18 protein-coding genes are annotated in these 23380 nt (G+C 37.9%); 3 read left to right on the top strand and 15 right to left on the bottom strand.

Annotated elements, in window-relative coordinates:
• Positions 1–9: 9 nt before the first annotated feature.
• From carA to ribF, 7 genes are all read right to left on the bottom strand, one after another.
• Positions 10–1173 carry a glutamine-hydrolyzing carbamoyl-phosphate synthase small subunit gene (carA, locus tag GTH25_RS02935; RefSeq protein WP_075673714.1) on the bottom strand — a complete coding sequence of 388 codons (1164 nt, stop codon included), beginning with the start codon at positions 1171–1173 and terminating at the stop codon, positions 10–12.
• 432 nt (positions 1174–1605) lie between these two features.
• Positions 1606–2427: a 4-hydroxy-tetrahydrodipicolinate reductase gene (dapB, locus tag GTH25_RS02930; RefSeq protein ID WP_075673713.1), complete on the bottom strand. Its 822-nt coding sequence runs from the start codon at positions 2425–2427 to the stop codon at positions 1606–1608.
• A gap of 243 nt (positions 2428–2670) precedes the next feature.
• A complete protein-coding gene (gene ispH, locus GTH25_RS02925; RefSeq protein ID WP_075673712.1) occupies positions 2671–3624 on the bottom strand; it encodes a 4-hydroxy-3-methylbut-2-enyl diphosphate reductase in 954 nt (317 codons plus the stop codon).
• On the bottom strand, positions 3605–4075 hold the full coding sequence (gene fkpB, locus GTH25_RS02920) for an FKBP-type peptidyl-prolyl cis-trans isomerase (protein WP_075673711.1): 471 nt from the start codon (positions 4073–4075) through the stop codon (positions 3605–3607). The genes ispH and fkpB overlap by 20 nt, the downstream gene beginning before the upstream one ends.
• 69 nt (positions 4076–4144) lie before the next feature.
• Positions 4145–4660, bottom strand: a complete 516-nt coding sequence (gene lspA / locus GTH25_RS02915; protein ID WP_075673710.1) for a signal peptidase II — start codon at positions 4658–4660, stop codon at positions 4145–4147.
• 3 nt (positions 4661–4663) lie between these two features.
• Positions 4664–7474 (bottom strand): isoleucine--tRNA ligase, encoded by a 2811-nt coding sequence (gene ileS / locus GTH25_RS02910; protein WP_099659989.1) that lies wholly within the window; start codon positions 7472–7474, stop codon positions 4664–4666.
• Positions 7475–7503: 29 nt separating this feature from the next.
• The gene (gene ribF / locus GTH25_RS02905) at positions 7504–8445 is read right to left on the bottom strand and encodes a bifunctional riboflavin kinase/FAD synthetase (protein WP_075673708.1); all 942 of its coding nucleotides are present in this window, start codon (positions 8443–8445) and stop codon (positions 7504–7506) included.
• A 430-nt stretch (positions 8446–8875) separates the two neighbouring features.
• Here ribF and rpsT point away from each other — a divergent pair, with 430 nt between their 5' ends.
• Positions 8876–9136: a 30S ribosomal protein S20 gene (rpsT, locus tag GTH25_RS02895; protein ID WP_069368645.1), complete on the top strand. Its 261-nt coding sequence runs from the start codon at positions 8876–8878 to the stop codon at positions 9134–9136.
• Between the two features lie 72 nt (positions 9137–9208).
• Here rpsT and nhaR read toward each other — a convergent pair whose 3' ends face one another.
• Both nhaR and nhaA read right to left on the bottom strand, forming a co-directional pair.
• On the bottom strand, positions 9209–10129 hold the full coding sequence (nhaR, locus tag GTH25_RS02890; protein WP_075673707.1) for a transcriptional activator NhaR: 921 nt from the start codon (positions 10127–10129) through the stop codon (positions 9209–9211).
• Between the two features lie 190 nt (positions 10130–10319).
• A complete protein-coding gene (nhaA, locus tag GTH25_RS02885; protein ID WP_164530319.1) occupies positions 10320–11498 on the bottom strand; it encodes a Na+/H+ antiporter NhaA in 1179 nt (392 codons plus the stop codon).
• Between the two features lie 440 nt (positions 11499–11938).
• Here nhaA and GTH25_RS02880 point away from each other — a divergent pair, with 440 nt between their 5' ends.
• Positions 11939–12784, top strand: coding sequence for a DMT family transporter (locus GTH25_RS02880; protein ID WP_075673705.1), 846 nt, complete (start codon positions 11939–11941; stop codon positions 12782–12784).
• A gap of 76 nt (positions 12785–12860) precedes the next feature.
• Here the strand turns inward: GTH25_RS02880 and dnaJ are convergent, their stop codons facing one another.
• The 5 genes from dnaJ to tal form a co-directional block, all read right to left on the bottom strand.
• Entirely contained in the window at positions 12861–14000 is a 1140-nt protein-coding gene (dnaJ, locus tag GTH25_RS02875; RefSeq protein WP_075673704.1) for a molecular chaperone DnaJ, read from the bottom strand.
• Between the two features lie 105 nt (positions 14001–14105).
• The gene (gene dnaK, locus GTH25_RS02870) at positions 14106–16031 is read right to left on the bottom strand and encodes a molecular chaperone DnaK (protein WP_164530318.1); all 1926 of its coding nucleotides are present in this window, start codon (positions 16029–16031) and stop codon (positions 14106–14108) included.
• 490 nt (positions 16032–16521) lie between these two features.
• Complete coding sequence (gene mog / locus GTH25_RS02865; protein WP_164530317.1) at positions 16522–17103, bottom strand: molybdopterin adenylyltransferase; 582 nt, start codon at positions 17101–17103, stop codon at positions 16522–16524.
• 224 nt (positions 17104–17327) lie between these two features.
• Complete coding sequence (locus GTH25_RS02860) at positions 17328–18311, bottom strand: tetratricopeptide repeat protein (RefSeq protein ID WP_099659994.1); 984 nt, start codon at positions 18309–18311, stop codon at positions 17328–17330.
• Positions 18312–18494: 183 nt separating this feature from the next.
• Positions 18495–19448, bottom strand: coding sequence for a transaldolase (gene tal, locus GTH25_RS02855; protein WP_075674224.1), 954 nt, complete (start codon positions 19446–19448; stop codon positions 18495–18497).
• Positions 19449–19752: 304 nt separating this feature from the next.
• Here tal and yaaA point away from each other — a divergent pair, with 304 nt between their 5' ends.
• Positions 19753–20535 carry a peroxide stress protein YaaA gene (yaaA, locus tag GTH25_RS02850; protein WP_164530316.1) on the top strand — a complete coding sequence of 261 codons (783 nt, stop codon included), beginning with the start codon at positions 19753–19755 and terminating at the stop codon, positions 20533–20535.
• Between the two features lie 63 nt (positions 20536–20598).
• Here the strand turns inward: yaaA and GTH25_RS19150 are convergent, their stop codons facing one another.
• Positions 20599–23373, bottom strand: a complete 2775-nt coding sequence (locus GTH25_RS19150) for a calcium-binding protein (RefSeq protein ID WP_238795302.1) — start codon at positions 23371–23373, stop codon at positions 20599–20601.
• Between the last annotated feature and the right edge of the window lie 7 nt (positions 23374–23380).

Raw genomic sequence — 23380 nt, 5'->3', positions numbered from 1 at the left:
GCTCCTGATTTATTTTGTTGTCACTGATTGCAGGTTTTGACGATATTGCGCGATAAGCTCGATAAAGTGATCAAAAAGAGGTGCGGCATCATGTGGTCCTGGGCTAGCTTCTGGGTGGCCTTGGAAACTGAACGCTGGTTTATCTGTACGATGAATACCTTGTAAAGAACCATCAAACAGAGATTTATGTGTCACACGTAAATTGGCTGGAAGTGATGTTTCATCAACAGCAAATCCATGATTTTGCGCTGTGATCATCACAGTATTTTTATCTAGATCTTTAACAGGATGATTACCACCGTGGTGACCAAATTTCATTTTGATGGTTTTAGCACCGCTAGCTAATGCAAGTAATTGATGCCCTAAGCAAATACCAAATACTGGAATATCGGTAGTTAAAAAAGTTTGAATGGCGTTAATGGCATAATCGCAGGGCTCTGGATCCCCGGGGCCATTGGAAAGAAAAATACCATCAGGAGAAAGAGCTAAAACATCTTGAGCTGATGTTTGTGCTGGTACAACAGTGACTCGACACCCTCTATCCACCAACATACGTAAAATATTACGTTTCACACCAAAATCATACGCCACAATATGCAGTGGCAATTCAGTCGCTAATTTAGCTTTAGGTAATTCACTCTCTAGTGTCCAACTTCCTTGAGTCCATTGGTAAGGCTGTTTGACAGTTACTGTTTTGGCTAAATCCATCCCCTTTAAGCCAGGAAAGGCTTTGGCTTGTTCAAGAGCAAGTTTGGTATCAAGATGTTCACCGGCGATAATACAACCGTTTTGCGCGCCTTTTTCTCTCAACAAACGAGTTAACTTACGTGTATCAATGTCCGCAATAGCAACAATATTTTGGCGTTTAAGATAATCAGATAACGTTTCTTGCGCACGATAGTTGCTCATCACTAATGGCAAGTCGCGAATAATTAAGCCTTGAGCATGAATGGTTTCTGATTCTTCGTCTGAACGATTAACGCCGGTATTGCCAATGTGGGGATAAGTGAGAGTAACAATTTGTTGGGAGTAAGAAGGGTCGGTTAGTATTTCTTGATAACCGGTCATTGAAGTATTAAAAACGACTTCACCGATGGCGGCGCCTTCTGCGCCAATCGACTTGCCGTGGAATTCGGTCCCATCTTCTAGAACCAGTATAGCTTTTCTAATCAAAACGCCCTCCAGAGAATAATAAATCACATTTCATGCATATTAATTCAGATTTAAGACTCTAAATCAATGCCAAAAACATAAAATTGGGCAAATTTTTGGCAAATTGGGCGCATTCTAAAGATCGAATAGGCAGATGTCTAGAAAAAACACCTTTTTAATTTAAAAAATATCACTCATTAGCATTTTAGCTAACCAAGTGACAATTTATATAATCAATCTTACAAATTTAACCGTTTGCTTACCAAGATAATTAAAAAAAAAAGAAATAAGGCTGAAAATAAGGATTTGGTGTATTTTGGTAGGTAAAAAAGAAGAAAAAATAGAGATAATAAATAAAAATAAGATAAATAGTTAAAAAAACATTACAAACAAAACAAAAACTCATAAATATAAAAATAATTATGAGTTTTCAATAAGTTATTTTTTTAAAAATTACAAATCTTCCAATGAAAGCACATCCTTCATATTATAAAGACCATGTTTTTTACCACTCAACCAAACAGATGCCTTAACAGCGCCATTTGCAAATGTCATTCGACTAGAAGCCTTATGGCTTATCTCTACTCGCTCACCAATATCAGCAAAAATGGCAGTGTGCTCTCCCACAATATCGCCTGCTCGAATAGTAGCGAATCCGATACTTTGAGGATCACGCTCTCCCGTGTGCCCTACTCGCTCATAAACTGCGCACTGTTTAAGATCACGACCTAACGCATCTGCAATAGACTCTCCCATTGCTAATGCAGTACCTGATGGCGCATCAACTTTATGACGATGGTGAGCTTCTACGATTTCAATATCAGAGTAAGATCCCATCACTTTAGCTGCTTTTTCAAGTAATTTAAGTACTAAGTTAACGCCAACACTAAAGTTAGCGGCAAACACGATCGGGATGATTTTCGCTGCATCATCTATGGCTTTTTTGCCTTCATCATCAAAGCCCGTTGTACCAATGATCATGCCTTTTTTCTGCTCTACACAAAATGCGATATGAGAAAGTGTTCCTTCAGGACGCGTAAAATCAATTAATACATCAAATTCATTCGCTTGAGCCAACAAGTTATCAGTGATTGTGATACCGATATGCCCGATACCCGCTAATTCTCCGGCATCAGCGCCAATCAATGAAGAATTAGTACGCTCAAAAGCAGCACCTAAAATGGTTCCTTCTTGTTGAGAAATTGCCTGAATTAATTGGCGCCCCATTCGACCACCAGCACCAACGACAGCAAGACGAAGTTCTTTTGCAGACATAACTAAATTTCTCCTTAACGATACTTATTATCTCTATTTATTGTTTACAGATTAGCGATGTCATCCGCTTGATGCCAGCATTTAACGTTCGAGATAAGAAAAACACACAAAACCGTAGTCATTATCAGTAAAAGAGATGAACAGCATGATTATTCATTTAATTTTACTCAACACATAAAAAAAGCAGAGTTATTCGCTCTGCTTTTTTGTGTTGAGTAAAGTCACTATCATCTTTAAGTAAGATTATTCGATAACTTTATAATCTAAACGAAGCTCTTTCGGGACTTCAAAAACAATATTTTCTTCACGCCCCGATAATTCAATCACTTCATCAGCACCAAAGGTTTTTAAACGTTCTAAGACTTGTTGAACTAAAATATCTGGCGCTGAAGCTCCTGCGGTAACGCCAACAATATTTGCATTAGCAACCCATGACTCATCAATATCTTCAAAACTATCGATAAGATAAGAAGGCTTACCTGCTCGCTGTGCAAGCTCTGCTAAACGATTAGAGTTCGATGAGTTTTTAGAGCCAACTACGAATACAACATCTGCTTTTTCTGCAAGTTCTCTTGCAGCTTCTTGGCGATTGGTTGTTGCATAGCAGATATCATCTTTACGAGGCCCAATAATTTTTGGGAAGCGTGTATTTAAAGCATCAATCACTTCAGATGTATCATCAACAGAAAGCGTTGTTTGAGTCATAAAGCAAAGATTATCTTCATCTTTTACTTCTAATTTCCAAACATCAGCAGGTGACTCAACTAAATACATTCCCCCTTCAGGGTTATTGTATTGCCCCATTGTGCCTTCAACTTCAGGATGTCCCGCATGGCCTATTAAAATCGCTTCTTTGCCTTTACGACTTGCTCTTGCCACTTCCATATGAACTTTAGTGACTAATGGGCACGTTGCATCATAAAGCATGGTTAAATTACGTGAACGAGCTTCTTGGCGAATAGCTTGAGAAACACCATGAGCAGAAAAAATTAAAATCGCGTTATCAGGAACTTCTGAAATTTCTTCAATAAAGATAGCGCCACGTTCACGTAAGTCGTTAACGACATAGCGGTTATGAACGACTTCGTGACGAACATAAATAGGTGCGCCATAGATTTCCAGAGCGCGGTCAACAATGCTGATAGCTCGGTCAACACCCGCACAAAAGCCTCGTGGGTTAGCCAGCAGTATTTGCATGCGTTGTTTCCTCCTCTGGATTGATGCTGACAACTTCAATATCAAATGTCACTTCTTCTGACGCTAACGGATGATTAAAATCAACCGTCACAGAATCTTCAGTGACATCTCTTACAATGCCCGGCATTTCACTGCCATTCATTGCTGTAAATAGCATGATAGTGCCTGCTTCTGGCACACCAGACTCTGCAAAGTCAGAAGGCATAAAGTATTGGATCAAGTCAGGATTGTATTTACCAAAAAGATGTTCACCCGCAAGCGTAAAGGTTTTTTTATCTCCCGTTGATAATCCCAATAATTCAGCTTCTAAGGCTGGCGATAAACTTTCATCACCTAAACGAAAAAGAGCGGGTTTACCATGCGCTTGTGTAGATTCAGCAACAGAGCCATCTGCTAACTTTAAAGTGAAATTCAGCAACACTGCGCTGTCGTTGAGTACCTGCATAACCATACTAATACCTTCTATTAAGCGTAACCCCCGCCATAAGGCAGGGGTTATTTTAGTTAACTTCTTGTCTGATTATTTTTGCTTTTTTGCATCTTGAGGGCTGACGTTTTTATCAGGAAAAAAGCTCTCAATAATGATAAGCCCTGCACCGATACAAATCCCCATATCAGCAATATTAAAGGTAGGCCAGTGCCAATCTCCGACATAAACATCAAGGAAATCGATTACAAACCCATGGATCAGACGATCAGAGAGATTACCCAATGCTCCGCCAATAATTAGCGCATAAGCAACGTTACTTAGTTTGGCACTCGCCTTGTTTTTATACATCATTACCAATAACGTAATGCAGATCGCCAATGCAATCAGTGCAAAAAACCAACGTTGCCATCCCCCTTTATCTGCTAAAAAGCTAAAGGCAGCACCATAGTTATGGGCGTAAGTGAAATTGAAAAAAGGCATCACAGCAACAGATTCATACAGACGAAATGTCTGCATGAAATACTGTTTCGTTCCTAAATCCAACACCACTACGGCGACAGCTAGCCATAGCCAGCGTAAACCTGTAGAGCAAAGTGTTTTCTTCATTAATTAAGCAAACTTACGTTCTTCACCGTTACCGGCTACGTTAGTAACACAGCGTCCGCACAATTCAGCGTGTTCCGCTACTTGACCGATATCTGTCGCATAATGCCAGCAACGAGGACATTTTTCGCCATCTGCTTTGTTAAAGGCGATTTTTAAACCCGCCATATCAGAAGCTAATGCTGTTTCTGGTGCTTCATTAATATCTGCCACTTTCGCTTGAGAAGTTAATAAAACAAAACGCAGTTCATTACCTAACGCATTTAACTTATCTGCTAAAGCTTTATCTGCATACAGAGTTACTGATGCTTCTAAAGAGCCACGCAGTAGTTTATCTGTACGAGCTTGCTCTAATACTTTATTGACTTCACCACGAACAGCAAGTAATTCAGCCCAGTAGTCATCATTTAAAGTTTCTGATGAATCTAAGCCAAATAAATCGGTATACCATTCTTCAGTTAAAACATATTTTGCGCGTTCACCCGGTAACTCATTCCAAATCTCATCTGCTGTGAATGACATAACTGGTGCCATCCAACGAACTAATGCTTCACTGATATGGAATAACGCAGTTTGGCAACTACGGCGAGCAACGCTATCGCTTTTCGCAGTGTACTGTCTGTCTTTGATGATATCTAAGTAGAAAGAACCCATTTCCACTGAACAGAACTGCATTAAGCGCTGAATAACATTATGGAAATCGTAATTTTCATAGTGTTTTAGAATATCCGCTTGCGCTGCTTTAGCACGGCCTACTGCCCAGCGATCAAGAGTCACCATCTCTTCTGGCTTAACTTGATGTTTTGCAGGATCAAAGCCATTTAAGTTCGCTAAGAAGAAACGAGCGGTATTACGAATACGACGATAAGTATCAGCCGCACGTTTTAAGATCTCATCAGATACAGCAATTTCACCGGTGTAGTCTGTTGATGCAACCCATAAACGTAAGATATCAGCACCCAGTTTATCCATTACATCTTGAGGACTGACTGTGTTACCGATAGATTTAGACATTTTACGGCCTTGTCCATCTACGGTAAAACCGTGTGTTAAAACTTCACGGTAAGGCGCTTTGCCTTTGATCGCAGTCGAAATCATCAGTGAAGACATAAACCAACCACGGTGTTGGTCAGAGCCTTCTAAGTACATATCTGCTGAATTGCCGTGGAATTCTGGGCGATCATCAACAACCGTTGAGTGGGTTGATCCTGAATCGAACCAAACATCCAATGTATCTGGTGTTTTCATGTAATCGTCAGCTTCATCACCCAGCACTTCACGGATATCTAAATCCCACCATGCTTGAATGCCGCTCACTTCAACACGTTTGGCGACTTCTTCCATTAACTCTAAAGTACGAGGATGTGGCTCTTGAGTCTCTTTATGAACAAACAGAGACATTGGCGTACCCCAAGTACGTTGACGAGAAATACACCAATCAGGACGGTTTTCAACCATTGATTCAATACGTGCTTGACCCCAATCAGGGATCCATTTAACACCTTTGATCTCTTTTAATGATTGTTGACGTAACCCGTTTTTATCCATGCCAATAAACCATTGTGGTGTTGCACGGAAAATAACCGGAGTTTTATGTCTCCAACAGCAAGGATAGCTATGTTGTAAGGCTTCATGATGCAATAGAGCGCCTTTCTCTTTTAGCAGTTCAACAATGACATCATTCGCTTTAAAAACAAAAACGCCATCTAATGTTGGATAAGTACCTGTTAAGTAGCAACCATTTGGTCCAACTGGGTTTGCAACTTCTAAGCCATATTTTTGACCAACAACAAAGTCATCAGGGCCGTGGCCTGGTGCAGTATGAACAGCACCTGTACCCGCTTCTAACGTAACGTGATCACCTAAAATTGCAGGAACATCAAAGCCCATAAATGGATGATTAAAGCGTAGTAGCTCTAAATCAACACCTTTACATTCTCCTAAAACAGCCCAGCTCTCTACACCGATACGCTTCATTACGCCTTCAACAAGATCAGCGGCTAAAATCACGCATTCATCGTTAAAAGAGACTAAGGCATAATTAAATTCTGCATTTAATGCGATAGCGCGGTTAGCAGGTAATGTCCAAGGCGTTGTTGTCCAGATAACCAAAGAAACTGGCTTATCCGTTGTTGCATGGAATTTTGCGGCAACTGCACTTGGATTAACGGCAGTGAAACGCACATCAATGGAAGGTGAGGTTTTGTCGTAATATTCAACTTCAGCTTCTGCCAGTGATGAGCCACATGCAGTACACCAGTGAACAGGTTTAGCCCCTTTTAACAAGTGACCATTTGCAATAATACGCGCTAATGCACGGATAGTATTCGCTTCAGTTTTATAGTCCATTGTAAGATAAGGTTTTTCCCAATCCCCTAGAACACCTAAACGAATAAAATCTTTTTTCTGTGCTTCGATTTGCTCGTAAGCGTATTTACGACATTCCTCGCGGAATTGCGCTGCCGATATTTTCTCTCCTGGTTTACCTACGATTTGCTCAACTTTTAGTTCGATAGGTAATCCGTGACAATCCCATCCTGGAATATACGGAGAATCAAAGCCTGACAGCCCTTTGGATTTAATAATAATATCTTTGAGAATTTTGTTTACTGAGTGACCAATATGAATATTGCCGTTGGCGTATGGAGGGCCATCGTGCAAAATAAATGTTTTCTTACCACTTTTAGCCTGACGAATTGCTTGATACAAACCTTCTTTGTACCAACGTGATAACATCTCTGGCTCGCGCTTTGCTAAATCCCCGCGCATAGGGAACCCTGTTTCTGGTAAGTTCAGGGTATTTTTATAGTCACTCATTCGATTCTCAGTTCCAATTTTCCGCTAGTTTATGACTCCGACCGCTGCGATAAAAAATCCCTAGCAGTAGCCACATCATCTGCGATTTGCTGCTTTAATGCATCCAATGATGCAAATCGCTGTTCATTACGTAATTTCTTTCGTAACACAACATCAATACGACGTCCATATAAATCCATATTAACGTCGATTAAATGAACTTCTAATTGTACGCCCTTCCCTTGTACAGTAGGACGACTTCCGATATTTGCCACACCAGGTAAAGGTGATTGATTATCTGATAAATAGACATCAACGGCATAAACACCTTTAACGGGTGCAACTAAGCGTTTCATAGGAATATTGGCTGTCGGAAAACCAATAGTTCTACCTAATTCATTACCATGAACAACACGCCCACAAACACTGTAAGGATGACCCAGTAGTGATTCAGCAAGGGCTAAATCATCATTGAGTAACGCTTCTCGTACCGCAGTGCTACTGATACGCAATCCTTTATCGCAATAACTTTCAGTATTAGCGACTTCAAATCCATATCTTGCACCGGCTTGTTGCAAAAAGTGAAAATCACCTTCACGGTTTTTGCCAAAGCGAAAATCATCGCCAATAGCAAGAAACTTCACCCCTAATTTATTCACCAATAGTGATGAAACAAACTCTTCTGGGGTTTGCGCTGCAAATTGTTTATCAAACTTGACACACAAAAGATAATCAATACCACATTCAGCTAAATACTTTATCTTATCTCGTAAGCGAGTCAGACGTGCTGGTGCCTTTTCTGGTAAAAAGAACTCAAGTGGTTGAGGCTCAAATGTCATCACAACAGTAGGTAATCCTCGCTGTGACGCTTCTTGCTTCAAATGTTTTAATAATGCCTGATGGCCTCTATGGACACCATCAAAATTCCCAATTGTCAGAACGCAACCGTGGTGTAGCGCTCTAATATTTTGTATACCGCGAATTAGCTCCATAACTGGCTCAATACCGTGGAAATTATTGGATTATACCTTGTCAAAGGCTTGAGAGTAACCCAATATATCAATGTTTATTGATGAGTAATATCTCGACAAGTCGATACACTGTTATTCTTAAATTTGATTGCTCACATCAAACAAAAATGGACTATCACTCACTTCTTGGTTATAAAACCGCATAAAATCCATCATAGATCCTATTAGAATCTATTATTTATTACTCATATACACGATTTTGATGATTTTTTCACTCAAAAGACTGTATTCTACCCGTCTTAACTGATAAAATCTTGCGCCATCACAACGAAACAAGTGTCGCGTACAACGACGCTAATTTTGTATAAATCCATTGACAAACTTAGGTTGAAAAGGCATATTCCTTCACCTTTGTATTTGTCCTCGCTAGAATATATTTGGGAGTTGGAACTTGGCTAATATCAAATCAGCTAAGAAACGTGCGGTTCAGTCTGAAAAGCGTCGTCAGCACAACGCAAGCCGTCGTTCTATGATGCGTACTTACATCAAAAAAGTATACGCAGCAATTGCTTCAGGTGATAAAGAAGCAGCACAAAAAGCATTTAATGACATGCAACCACTTGTTGACCGCCAGGCAACTAAAGGCTTAATTCACAAGAATAAAGCTGCACGTCATAAAGCTAATCTGCAAGCACAAATCAAAGCAATGTAATATTGCTTTCTTGTGTTATAAAAAACCGGCTTATGCCGGTTTTTTGTTTTCTGCTTTTTAATCACAACCCACTTATGGGTTTGCAACACTCATCTTGTCTCCATTAAAGAGTTCTGAAAAGTCGGTATTACAAACACGTTGAACGGCTGGATGTTGGATCATTCGCTCTGCAAAAATCGCGTAGTACTCTTCTTTTACCGTATCAAGCATTCCAATCTCTTCGATATTACTATGAGCAAAAGTTTCATCGGTATACAGTGATGGTGCTACAAAGATAGCATTATAATTTAAGCCAAATGCTTTCATTAATGCCGCATCATCAAACTCACCCAGTATTTCCACTTGAAGGTTTTTGTTACGTATCCATGTTAATAAATGGCGACCTAGCATATATCGACGGCCCGGAATGAGGAGCTTTCGCTCTTCTAAACATTCAGGAAACGGTTTTTCAGGAAGAGGATGACTGCAAAAAAAGCTCATATTACATTCGCCAAGTTTTACAGAGAACAGACCTTCTTGTTGTGACGAATCCACAGGGCAATCGGATAGGATCATATCCAACTTATGCTGACTTAATTGTTCGAGTAATAGTTCATGAGTCGATTCAAAACAGCGCAAGTGGATTTGCTCATTATCAATAACAGCCGTTTCTAATACACGACTGACTAATTGTTTAGATAATGCATCCGCAACACCAACATCAAACAATAAGTTCGATTCACGACTGTAGTTGACGATATCCAGCATTTCTTGGCTGAGCATAAACATTTTATCAGCATAACGAAAAATGAGCTGACCCAATTCTGACGGAACTAATCCTCTTCCTTGGCGTTTAAATAGTTTGCCACCTAATCTTTCTTCTAATGCTTTAATTTGCCCTGTAATTGTCTGAGGTGTCAGATACAGCGCTTGCGCTGCACCCACAACAGAGCCTTCTTTACACACATGCCAAAAATAATAAAGATGATTAAAGTTGAGATGTGACACCCGCATAGTTATCTTCCTTTCAACTTCTGTGCTTCAAACACAGACTATGTAATAACGCATTAGTTTGCGATTGGCTTTCCTTGCATCCAATCCTCATAAAAACACCTACGGCACAATACATCGTATTGCACCGTAGGTTTAAATATATAGCTCGGTATTTATTGTGTTGAGAAACTCAAGTCCGTAATAAATTTCCCTATATTGACTTCGTTTTTAACTTCGGTAAAACAGAGCGAAGCAACAAATATCCCACAACAGCGGCTACCGTTGAGCCTACTAAAATACCAAGCTTAGCGTAGGTATTATAAGCTCCATCTGCACCATCGAATGCTAATCCCGCGATAAAGATAGACATAGTAAAACCGATACCACATAGCACAGACACTGCAAATATTTGTTTAAGGTTAATCGCATCTGGTAATTTTGCAATGCCTAGTTTTACCGAAACCCAACTAAAGAGGAAAATTCCAATCGGCTTACCCAAAAATAGACCTAACGCGATACCTAACGGTAAGGCAGACAACATACCATCAAGCGTTACGCCATTTAAAGAAACCCCTGCATTACTAAATGCGAACAGCGGTAAAATAAAATAGGCAACCCAAGGGTGCAACACATGCTCTAATTCTTCAGAAGGAGAATCCCCCTCTTTATTTCTTAATGGGATAAGGAATCCAACAATCACACCCGCAATCGTTGCATGAATTCCTGATTTTAAAACACACACCCATAAGATGAATCCAAGAATTAAATAAGCCGCAGTATTGCCGACTTTACGCCAGTTCATTATGCCCAGAGCAATCACTATCAACCCCGCCAAAGCAAGAGGCATTAATGCAATACTCTTTGAATAAAAGAGCGCAATAATAACGATGACACCTAAGTCATCAATAATAGCTAATGCTAATAAGAAGACCTTTAGTTCAACAGGAACTCGCTTGCCAAGTAACGCCATAACACCCAGGGCAAAAGCAATGTCTGTTGCCGCAGGAATTGCCCACCCTTGCTGCCCAATAGCATCAGTACTATTGAACATCAAATAAACCAATGCCGGAGCTAACATGCCCCCCACAGCGGCTATCGCTGGGAAAATAGCTCTATCACGCTGAGCCAAAGAGCCTTCTTTTAATTCACGTTTAACTTCCAATCCTACCACTAAGAAAAAGATCGCCATTAAGGCATCGTTTACCCAAAGTAATAATGGTTTATCAAGTTCGAATGCTCCGAATTTGATCATGATAGGAATAGATAAAAACTCATTATACAAAGCACTTAGAGGTGTATTCGCCATAATCAATGCGATAATAGCAGCAATAATCAGAAGAATACCGCCTGATGCCTCTAATCTCAAAAATTGTCTAATAATTGCCGTCATAATATTAACCTCAGAATCACTAATCTTGTTAATAATATGCTAATCATGGATTCGTAAAAATCAGATTATTTATGGATAATCACTCGAATTATTCGATTAGTTAAAGAAATATCAAGAAAAACAAGATGAATAATATCAATTTATCGACATGATCCTTCAATGAGATAAAAAGAAGGATAATTTAAACAATAGAAATCAACACACTGAATAAAAAGGACTTTTATTACAAATCAGTAAAAACAAGCCTCTTTTTTGATAATTACTCACAATCGATAAAATAGGTCAAACATATCAATTTTCATTACTGAAAATAATCTAGCTCTGTTTCCTCACGCTTTAAATAAGCTCAGATGATAAAAAATAGTAACGTATTCACTCTTTAACCATTGTGTTATTGTTTTATAAAAAATTACCCTTTCCATATTAAGGTTTCTATCAATATGTCGATTACTGTTTTTATTGCCGTTTTATTTGCAGCTATCTTTCATGCATGTTGGAATGCATTGGTTAAAGTAGGCAATGATCGATTTTTAGGGATCTCGTTACTAACTTTCTTTTCTGGTGTTGTAACAATCCCCACCCTGTTTTGGGTTGGGCTACCTGATGTTGGTGCATGGAAATGGCTTGCTCTTTCTGTTTTATTTCATATTGGTTATACACTCTCTTTAAGTCGTTGTTATACCTTAGCTGATTTTAATCAGGTTTATCCTATCTCTCGCGGTAGTGCGCCATTAATGACCGCTTTTCTTGGCTTCTTTCTCTTCCATGAAACACTACCAATAGCTGGCTTGCTAGGTATTTTATTTATCATTTTAGGTATTATCCTTATCTCACGCAGTAGGAAAATAGCAGAGTTTAATTTACGTAAAGATGCACTCTTTTTTGCGCTGCTTACCGCATTATTTACCGCAAGCTATACCCTATCTGATGGTAATGGCTCTCGTGTAGGTGAAACACCTTTTGCTTATATTTTATGGCTCTTCTTTTTAAATGGTGTTGCAATGTATTTACTTGCTTGGCTTCGTTATCGCCAACATTTAAAAACCAAAATAAAAGATTATTGGAAACCCGCATTTTGGGGCGGGATCATGCAATTGGTAAGCTATGGCATAGTGATATGGGCGATGAGTCATGCTTCAATCGTACTTGTGGCGGCTTTAAGAGAAACCAGCGTGTTATTTGCCATGATCTTATCTGTCTATCTGTTAAAAGAGCAATTTAACCGTAAACAGCTATTGGCGTGTTTAGTGATTTTAGCGGGTATTGTTGCTATCAAGATAGGATAAATATGAATTACCCTTCAAATAAAAAAGCCTGATGACAGTCTTTATCATCAGGCTTTTTTGAAGGTGATAAGAAAAATTATTTGGTTAAATCATCAAAGAATTTTTTCACACCATCTAAGAAACTTTTAGAGCGAGGGGTATTTTTCTCTCCACTCTTGCCACCGAATGATTCACCCAGTTGTTGCATTAACTCTTTTTGTTTCTCATTGAGTTTAACAGGTGTTTCAACTACAACGCGACACATTAAGTCACCAATACTGCTACTGCGTACTGATTTAACACCTTTGCCTTTCATGCGGAACATTTTCCCAGTTTGTGTTTCTGCTGGAATTTTAAGTTTCACACGGCCATCAAGTGTTGGGACTTCAATTTCACCGCCCAAAGCAGCAATAGCGAAGTTAATAGGAACTTCACAGTAAAGGTTGTTGCCATCACGTTCAAAAATATGATGCTGGCGAACATGAACCTGTACGTATAAATCGCCTGCTGGTGCACCGTTTTCACCGGCTTCACCTTCGCCGCTTAAGCGAATACGGTCGCCTGTATCAACACCAGCTGGAATTTTGACAGATAGCGTTTTAGAGCGTTCAACACGACCATCACCATGACATTTAGAGCAAGGCTCTTTAATCACTTTACCGCGACCATGACAAGTTGGACATGCCTGCTGTACAGTGAAGAAACCTTGACGTAAATGAACCTGACCAGCACCATGACAAGTAGAACATGTTTCTGCTGATGTACCTTCTTTAGCACCGCTACCATGACATTTGTCGCATGTTTCTAGTGTAGGTATACGAATTTCTTTAGCAACACCACGAACCGCTTCTTCAAGCGTTAGATCCATGTTGTATTGTAAGTCAGAACCACGCGCTGCGCGTTGTTGACGGCGACCACCACCAAAAATATCGCCAAATACATCACCAAAGATATCACCAAAGTCAGCGCCACCACCAAAGCCGCCGCCACCTTGACCACCAAATCCACCTTGTTCAAATGCCGCATGACCATATTGATCATAAGCAGCACGCTTTTGAGCATCACTTAAGATCTCATAAGCTTCTTTGATTTCTTTGAATTTTGCTTCTGAGTCTTTATCACCTTGATTTCGGTCTGGGTGATATTTCATTGCTAAACGCTTATATGCACGCTTAATTTCTTTTTCGTCGGCAGTTTTACTTAAACCGAGTACTTCGTAAAAATCTCTTTTCGCCATTCTAGATTACCCTTGACATAAGCACACGGGCGTTGAGTTTCCTCGACGCCCGTGTTCGGTATCAGTAACTATTCACAGGTGAGTTACCGCGGCCCGTTAAGGGCATTATTTCTTGTCTTTGCCGTCAACTTCTTCAAATTCTGCATCGACAACGTCATCATCTTTCTTTGCACTTGCATCCGCGCCTGCAGCATTACCTGCTGCACCAGCTTGAGCTTGTTGTTGTGCGATTTCTAGCAGTTTTTCAGAAGCTTCAACTAATGTTTTAATTTTTGCTTCAATAGCGTCTTTATCTTCGCCTTTAGAAGCAATTTCTAACTCGCTTACCGCTTTTTCGATAGCTTCTTTATCGTTCGCTGGTAATTTATCGCCCGCTTCTTCAATTTGTTTACGAGTGCCGTGAACTAATTGGTCAGCTTGGTTACGAGTTTGTACTAACTCTTCAAACTTACGGTCAGCTTCTGCGTTTGCTTCTGCATCACGAACCATTTTTTGGATTTCATCTTCATTTAAACCAGAAGAAGCTTTGATTGTGATGTTTTGCTCACGACCACTGTTTTTATCTTTAGCTGATACATGCAAAATACCATCAGCATCGATATCAAAAGTCACTTCGATTTGTGGCATACCGCGTGGTGCCGCTTGAATACCATCTAAGTTAAACTGACCCAGTGATTTGTTATCACTTGCACGTTTACGTTCACCCTGTAATACGTGAATAGTTACAGCAGATTGGTTATCTTCTGCGGTAGAGAACACTTGGCTATGTTTAGTTGGGATTGTGGTATTTTTTCCGATCAGGGAAGTCATTACACCACCCATTGTTTCGATACCTAAAGACAGTGGTGTTACGTCAAGTAACAGAACGTCTTTAACATCACCTGCTAATACACCACCTTGAACAGCCGCACCCATTGCAACAGCTTCATCTGGGTTAACGTCTTTACGTGGCTCTTTACCAAAGAAATCAGCAACGGTTTTTTGAACCATTGGCATACGAGTTTGACCACCAACCAGAATGACGTCGTTAATTTCGCTAACTTTCAGGCCAGCATCTTCTAATGCAACACGTACTGGTTCCATTGAACGTTTAACTAAATCTTCAACTAAAGATTCCAGTTTTGCACGAGTAACTTTGATATTTAAGTGTTTAGGGCCTGTCGCATCTGCAGTGACATATGGCAAGTTAACATCTGTTTGTTGTGCAGAAGATAATTCGATTTTCGCTTTTTCTGCAGCTTCTTTCAGACGTTGCATTGCTAATGGATCGTTACGCAGATCAATGCCTTGCTCTTTCTTAAATTCATCAACTAAGTAGTTAATTAAACGGCTATCGAAGTCTTCACCACCTAAGTGAGTATCACCATTGGTTGACAGAACTTCATAAGTTTTTTCGCCATCAACTTCATCAATTTCGATGATAGAGATATCGAATGTACCACCACCTAAGTCGTAAACTGCGATAGTACGGTTGCCCACTTCACGATCTAAGCCGTAAGCCAGAGCAGCCGCAGTTGGTTCGTTAATAATACGTTTAACTTCAAGACCTGCGATACGACCCGCATCTTTAGTTGCTTGACGTTGAGCATCGTTAAAGTAAGCAGGAACAGTAATAACTGCTTCAGTAACTGCTTCACCTAAATAGTCTTCTGCTGTTTTCTTCATTTTTTTCAGGACTTCAGCAGATACTTGTGGTGGAGCCATTTTGTCGTTACGCACTTCAATCCAAGCATCACCGTTATCAGCATTTACAATTTTGTAAGGCATGATAGCTACGTCACGCTGAACTTCATCATCTTCAAAGCGACGACCAATTAAACGTTTGATGGCAAATAAAGTATTTTGTGGGTTAGTCACAGCCTGACGTTTTGCAGGTTGACCAACTAAGATTTCACCATCTTGTGCATAAGCAACGATTGAAGGTGTTGTGCGATCACCTTCTGCGTTTTCAATAACCCGGGCATTTTTGCCATCCATTACAGCAACACAAGAGTTAGTTGTACCCAGGTCAATACCAATAATTTTACCCATTTAAACGCCTCCAAAGAGAATTCTTTATCAATTTGACTACCAATCTATATGAGGATGAATATTCATTTTTCAAGTCACAAATTAATAGACTTAACAACATCATCTCAAAGCGGATATAAAATCAACGCAACTCAATAGTGGTAATTGCAGTTGCAAAAGTAGATGGGGTCATAAATACATTCATCAAGGGGAATAATGAAAAAAAATGCAAAAAATGCGAAAAACTTGTGTCTGAGAATAAAGAGAGGATTAAAAAATGTTATTTTTCATGGCGTTAGACCATCTCCAAATAGCATTATGATTTATCTGAAATACTTTTTTAAGAGCAAGCTTAAAATAAGTTCATAATCAATTGAAAAATAACATTTTTTAATTTTTATAATAAAAATATCAAATAAATATAAGGTTACCTTTGAGTTATCCAAACAAAGTCAGAACATTTCCTAGCCAGAAGTTTGATGACAAAAATAACCTTTTACATTATTTATTCTCAAGTAGAACGGCGAGCTGATTTAGGTCTAAAAGCAGCAACAATAGCTTCATTTGTTTCAACATAAGGGCCATCAAGCAGTTGAATACAGTACGGCACACTGGCAAAAATACCGCTAACAATTACATTACCGTCATTATCTTTTAATCCTTCCAGTGTTTCTGCGATGGCTTTAGGTTGCCCCGGCAGATTTAGAATTAACGCTTGGTTACGGATAACACCAACTTGGCGAGATAAAATAGCCGTAGGCACAAATTTCAGACTAATTTGGCGCATTTGTTCGCCAAAACCAGGCATTTCTCTGTCTGCAATAGCCAATGTAGCATCAGGAGTGACATCACGGCGAGCAGGCCCGGTTCCCCCAGTTGTTAACACTAAATGACAACCAACTTCATCAACAAGCTCACAAAGTGTTTGTTCAATCATGAGTTGTTCGTCAGGAATTAAACGTGATTCGATATGAAAAGGCGTTGTTAATGCAGCTTTTAGCCAAGCTTCTAAAGCGGGTAAGCCTTTATCTTCATAAACCCCACTTGATGCGCGATCAGAAACAGAAACTAACCCTATGCGTAATTCGTTCATATCAAACCTCAATTAATCAATAACCATCTAACTTGCGCGCAGATATTACCATGAGAACACAAGAGAATTAAAAGGAATCTCAATATATTACTGATATTTAATATTTGATTATTGAGAATAGATAATAAAGAAATGATAACAATCTATTTTTATTTAGCTTTAACTAAAAATAAGAAAAGGAGCAGAAGCTCCCTTTTTTTAATCTTGAATAATATTAATTAATATTACTCATCAATATATTTAGTAATATAAGAAGCTGCCAATTTTTTTGCTTCGGCTAATTGTGCTGCATTTAATGCACGAGCAGTGCGTTTTAACATAGCTTCATCACCATCGCCATTTTCAACAGCAACAGAGAACCATGCATAAGCTTCTTTCAGATCGCGTTTAACGCCTTTACCATAGTAATAGTTTAAAGCTAAGTTATTTTGTGCCAGACCATTACCTTGTACAGCTGATTTTCTATACCATTCAACCGCTTTACGCGCGTCTTTAGCAACGCCATCGCCTTCATCGTACATTACGCCTAAGTTATTTTGCGCATCACGATTACCTTGGTTTGCTGCTTTGGTATACCAGAAAACTGCTTTAGTACCATTACGTTCTACACCTTCACCATCATCATAAGAAACAGCAAGGTTATATTGTGCGTCAGCATGACCTTGTTCTGCCGCTTTGGTATACCAAACTACTGCTTTTTCATGATCTTGTGCTACACCGATACCTTCATCATAAGAGATACCAAGGTTGTATTGTGCGTCACTATCACCTTGATCACCGGCTTTAGTATACCAATACACTGCTTTCTCATGATCTTGCTCTACGCCATCACCATCATCGTAAGAAACAGCAAGATTGTATTGGGCTAAAGAGACACCTTGAACAGCTGCTTTGTTATACCAATAAACTGCTTTTTCTGCATCACGGTCGATATCATCACTCATGTCATACATAAGTGCTAAATTTAACTGTGCTTCAGCGTGACCTTGCTCTGCCGCTTTGGTATACCACTCCAGTGCTTTTTGTGCATCCTGTTCAACACCTTCGCCGTTCTCATATTTTACGCCCAATTGATACTGAGATGCTGAATTTCCACTTTCAGCGCTTTTTTCAATTGCAGGTAAAGAGAATGCGGTTTTGCTTTCTGCCATTGCAGCGCCACTAAAAAATAACGATGCAAGTACCGTTGCCAAGACAATCTTTTTCATAATTCACCAATAATAAATAGAGTATTTTAATAATATATTTTTATAATTATTACCGGATAAATAATATATTCCAATCAATTTAATCTTAAAATTTACTTAAATGTTATTTTGAGAGAAAAAAAATGAAAATACCCACCTGTATAAGATGGGTATTTAAGATTTTTATAAGAATTTAACGACGAATTATAATAAATCCGCAATCATTTTCTCTAATTTTTCCTGATCGACAGCAAATTTACGAATACCATCAGATAATTTATCTACTGCCATTGGGTCAGCGTTGTGCTCCCAATAGAATTGAGCTTCAGTGATAGCTTCTGGACGCGCTTTCACTTCACCTTTGTAAGATAATTTATGTTCAACTTCACCTTCAGCTTCTGATAATTCTTTTAACAGTGCTGGAGCAATAGTCAGACGATCACAACCTGCTAATTCTAAAATCTCACCTATATTACGGAAGCTTGCTCCCATAACAACAGTGTTATAACCGTGTTGTTTGTAATAGTTATAGATTTCAGTAACAGAAATCACACCTGGATCTTCAGCAGGAGCAAATTCTTTTTTATCTGTATTGGCTTTATACCAATCCATGATACGACCAACAAATGGAGAAATCAGGTAAACACCTGCTTCAGCACATGCACGTGCTTGAGCGAAAGAGAACAGTAAAGTCAGGTTACAGTTGATACCTTCTTTTTCTAATTGCTCTGCGGCACGGATACCCTGCCAAGTAGATGCTAATTTGATAAGAATACGGTCGTTACTGATACCGGCATCATTATAAAGTTTCATTAGATGACGAGCTTTTTCGATACACGCTTGTGTGTCGTAAGAAAGACGTGCATCAACTTCTGTTGAAATACGACCAGGGATCAGTTTTAAAATTTCTAAACCGATATTTACTGCCAGTTTGTCGCAAGCATCAACGATTTGTTGTTCGCGAGAATCGCTTTGTGAACGAGCCCATTCAATCGCTTCATCAATTAATTTACGATATTCAGGAATTTGAGCTGCATTTAAAATTAAAGATGGGTTGGTAGTTGCGTCTTGTGGCTGATACAGTTTCATTGCTGCGATGTCACCAGTGTCAGCAACAACAGTTGTCAGCTTACGCAAAGAAGTCAATTTGTTGGTCATTTTGTTTATCTCATCTACTAGGTAAATCTGTTTGCAGTCACCTGCGGATATCTATTGATAATAACATGGACTGCTCACACTACAAGACGCTTAAATTCATACAAAGCAATTATTTGAATGCCAAACGTTTTCGCAAAACAAAAGCGGAAAAAAACAGAAGATAATCACAGGCTGAATCGTTTAAATTTTCGAATTTTACGACAAATAAGAGAAACCATTGTTTTTTCCTATTACTATAATTTAGTCTTTAATCGAAATAATTTGCTATATTTGGTCAACATTAAAATAACGTATCGAGGGAATTATGCTAATCACCATTTCACCAGCTAAAACACTGGATTTCGAATCGCCTTTAGCAACAACGCACTTCACCCAACCTGAATTGCTAAAATATTCCCAACAACTTATTGAAGAATGTCGAAAATTGTCATCTAGCGACATCGCTAGCTTAATGAAAATAAGCGATAAGCTCGCAGGATTAAATGTAGCTCGTTTTGGTGAATGGCAACCTAATTTCACACCAGAGAATGCACGCCAAGCTATTTTGGCATTTAAAGGTGATGTTTATACCGGAATGCAAGCTGAGCTTTTTTCTGAAGATGATTTTCAATTTGCACAACAGCATTTACGTATGCTTTCTGGCTTATATGGTGTGCTTCGCCCTCTTGATTTAATGCAACCTTATCGCCTTGAAATGGGAATAAAGCTAAAAAATAGCAAAGGAAGTGATTTATACCAATTTTGGGGAAATACCATTACAGAAACATTAAACAAAGCACTTGAAGAACAAGGTGATAATATTCTTATTAATTTAGCATCTGATGAGTATTTTAAATCAGTTAACCCAAAGAAACTCAATGCTGAAATTGTTAAGCCTGTTTTCCTTGATGAAAAAAATGGCAAATATAAAGTTATCAGTTTCTACGCAAAAAAAGCCCGTGGATTAATGAGTCGTTTTATTATCCAAGAAAAGCTAACCAATAAAGTACAACTAAAAGAATTTGATCTTGAAGGTTATCAATTTAATTCAGCAGAATCAGAGGGCAATACCCTAGTATTTAAACGAGCTGAATCTATGGCTAAATAAATATCGTTTAATTAAACAATCAATAATGAAATAGCCCTTAGTCAAGGGCTATTTTTTTAATTGTTAATATTCCCAATACTTTACTACCACGGGTAATGGCGACCATACTGATGGTGAAGTAAATTCACTACCTTGCATTATCGTTAATTGTTGCTCATTAAACTGTGCCATTTCTTGAATAATTGCAGCAAGAGATTGCGCTGAAAGTTCACTTTGTTTCTCAATAATAGAAACCGATTTACCTGTTTCATCTTGTGGTTTCTTTACAGTTAAAACAAACTGATTATCCTGCGTTTTATACTGCATATCATCATCAACTTGAGAAGCAATAAGCTTATCGTGTTCTGATAATCCTGAAATAAAAAGGTGGCTACTGCTCCCTTCATCAAAAACAGTTACTTCACCATGACGCTTGTTCACAACATAAACATTATGGCCCACACCACCACTTAAATAGTCATCACCAAATTCTGAAATTAATAAGTCATTTCCGCTTCCTGCATTGAGGTTATCATTTCCCTCCCCTGCAATTAAAATATGATGCCCGTGGTTAACGACAATATGATCATCCCCCTTTCCACCATTAATCACCGAACTATTTTTATTGCGATTAACAACAATATCATTCCCCTCCATTGGCTCAATTATGGATAATAAATCAACCGCCTGATTTGATTGTTTTTGAGAGAGTAGCGAATAAAACGGCGGGTGAGAAAGAGAATATGCAGATAATGTCTCTCTATTTAAGGTGAGTGATTCAGGGATCATAAGCACATCATCTTCTGCTGTTATCGCTAAATTCAGATCTGTAATAGGAACAAGTAAACGTTGCTGACTCTCTTTTGTAGGAAGAGTGAAAACCGTATTATCTTTATCAATAAAGCGAATCTGCATTCCAGATCCCCAAATAGCATTAATATGAGAGGGTTCAAAAACAAGCTTTAAGTGAATATCTGGATGATAACGATGTGATAGAACATTATTATAAAACACTAAATCAAAACCGCTCACGTCAGATAAAAAGAAATGGCTGATATCATGATGAGATAGTTTTTCACTATTATCGGGGAGTAAAATATTAATTTTGTCACTTTTGTCGGAAGCTAAAAATGTTTCAATTTGATAACTGTCATTCCCGGAACTAAGTGTAACAAACGAATTTTTTGTAATACCAAAATAATAATTATCTTGAAAATTACCCTGAAGACCAAACCGTAAATTTTCTCCCGAAGAAAATCCACTATATTTTAGTTGTGGTAACAAACTAATTTTTTTATTTTTATTCGAGTATGAAAGCGATAAAAAGCTATTATTGTCATTAAGGTATAATGATTGAAGATTTTCTTCAGTATTATTATATTTATCTAAATAACTAAAATCATATAACACATCATTTTTAATCGTTTTATTTTCGTTTAGCGTTAATATAAAGCCATCAATTGTTGTTAAAGTATAACGATGAGCTAATAAATTATTTTCTTTGTTAGTATACACATTTCTCAGAGTCATTAAATGATAAATCGATTCATTATATTTATTACCATCATTCACTTTAATGTAAAAAATAATATCTTTTCCTTGACGATAAATAGAAGATATTTCATCAAAATGATAATTTAGCCTTACAATACTAGACTGTTCATCATTTTTTTCACTAATAATCGTTTCAAATTGAATATTATAATTATTTTCTAAAGAAGCTCTTAATATATGATAGTTATCATTTCCATCACCACCTTCTGCATATCCCTCTTGTAAAACCAAAGTATCATTTCCGCCTAATCCATATAATAAATCAGCACCACCAACACCATCTAAGTAATTATCCTCTTGATTTCCATAAATAACATCATTACCCACTTCACTTCCTATAACATTTTCAACACTATCTAAATAAGCAATAACGTGCTGATCTTGTAATATAATATTAGGCATAGAATCAGTTAGTTGCTTTGAATAAAGATAATTATTTTCTTGATACAGAAAAAGCTTTGAATGGAAATTTTGACTGTTTGTTTGTTCTTCTGAATGCTTAAATTTGATGTAGTTATCTAATAAATTAACCTCATATCCTTGATATTTATTTGTCGTTTTTATAATACGAAGAGTATCGTTTCCTTCTCTGCCATAAAAACGGCTTGCATAAAGTGGAGATTCTGAGGTAAATAAATTAAATACATCATCTTTATTTCCTCCACTTAGCCTCTTAGTTCCATTATAGATATCAAAATTATTTTTAACGTTCGAAGGAGCAACAATAATATCATCACCATTATGAGTATTAAAATAAAAATTTTCATTCTCTTCCCAACCCGATACATAATATTTTCTATCCTGATTGGATTTAGTTAAATTTTCTGTTACTTTATTTTCACCAAATAAAAGGATACTGTTTTCTCTTGTTGATTTCATTTTTCGAATGAAATCACCATCAACAATACTATCAAAAACAGGAGAGTCATTGTCAGAAATAATATCTAGATTATAACGCTTTAATTCATCGACATAAAAATCAATATCAAAAATAAGAACTTCATTTGTTGCAATTGCTTCTTTTGGAAGATAATACTTATATTCAGTTTTTTCTGCTCGTAGATGATAAGAGAGTGTTGCTATTTTTTCTGCTTCTTCTTGGCTTATATTGATTGATATGCGTTGGGTAATATATTCACTTATAGGATTTAAAATTGAATCTAATGTTTTCCCCATTAGATTGGGTACAACTTTATAATAAAAATATTCTTGATAAATTTGTTTTTCATTAGTGTAAAAATAGCGACTAAGGTAAGATTGTTTTTTTATTTCCTCAAGATAACTAATCGCCTTTTTATCAATCATTGCTTCT

It is taken from the genome of Proteus terrae subsp. cibarius, from assembly GCF_011045835.1.
GTDB classification, from domain to species: Bacteria; Pseudomonadota; Gammaproteobacteria; order Enterobacterales; family Enterobacteriaceae; genus Proteus; species Proteus cibarius.
The sequence above is the reverse complement of the archived record's forward strand: the minus strand, read 5'-3'. Positions and strand labels throughout refer to the sequence as shown.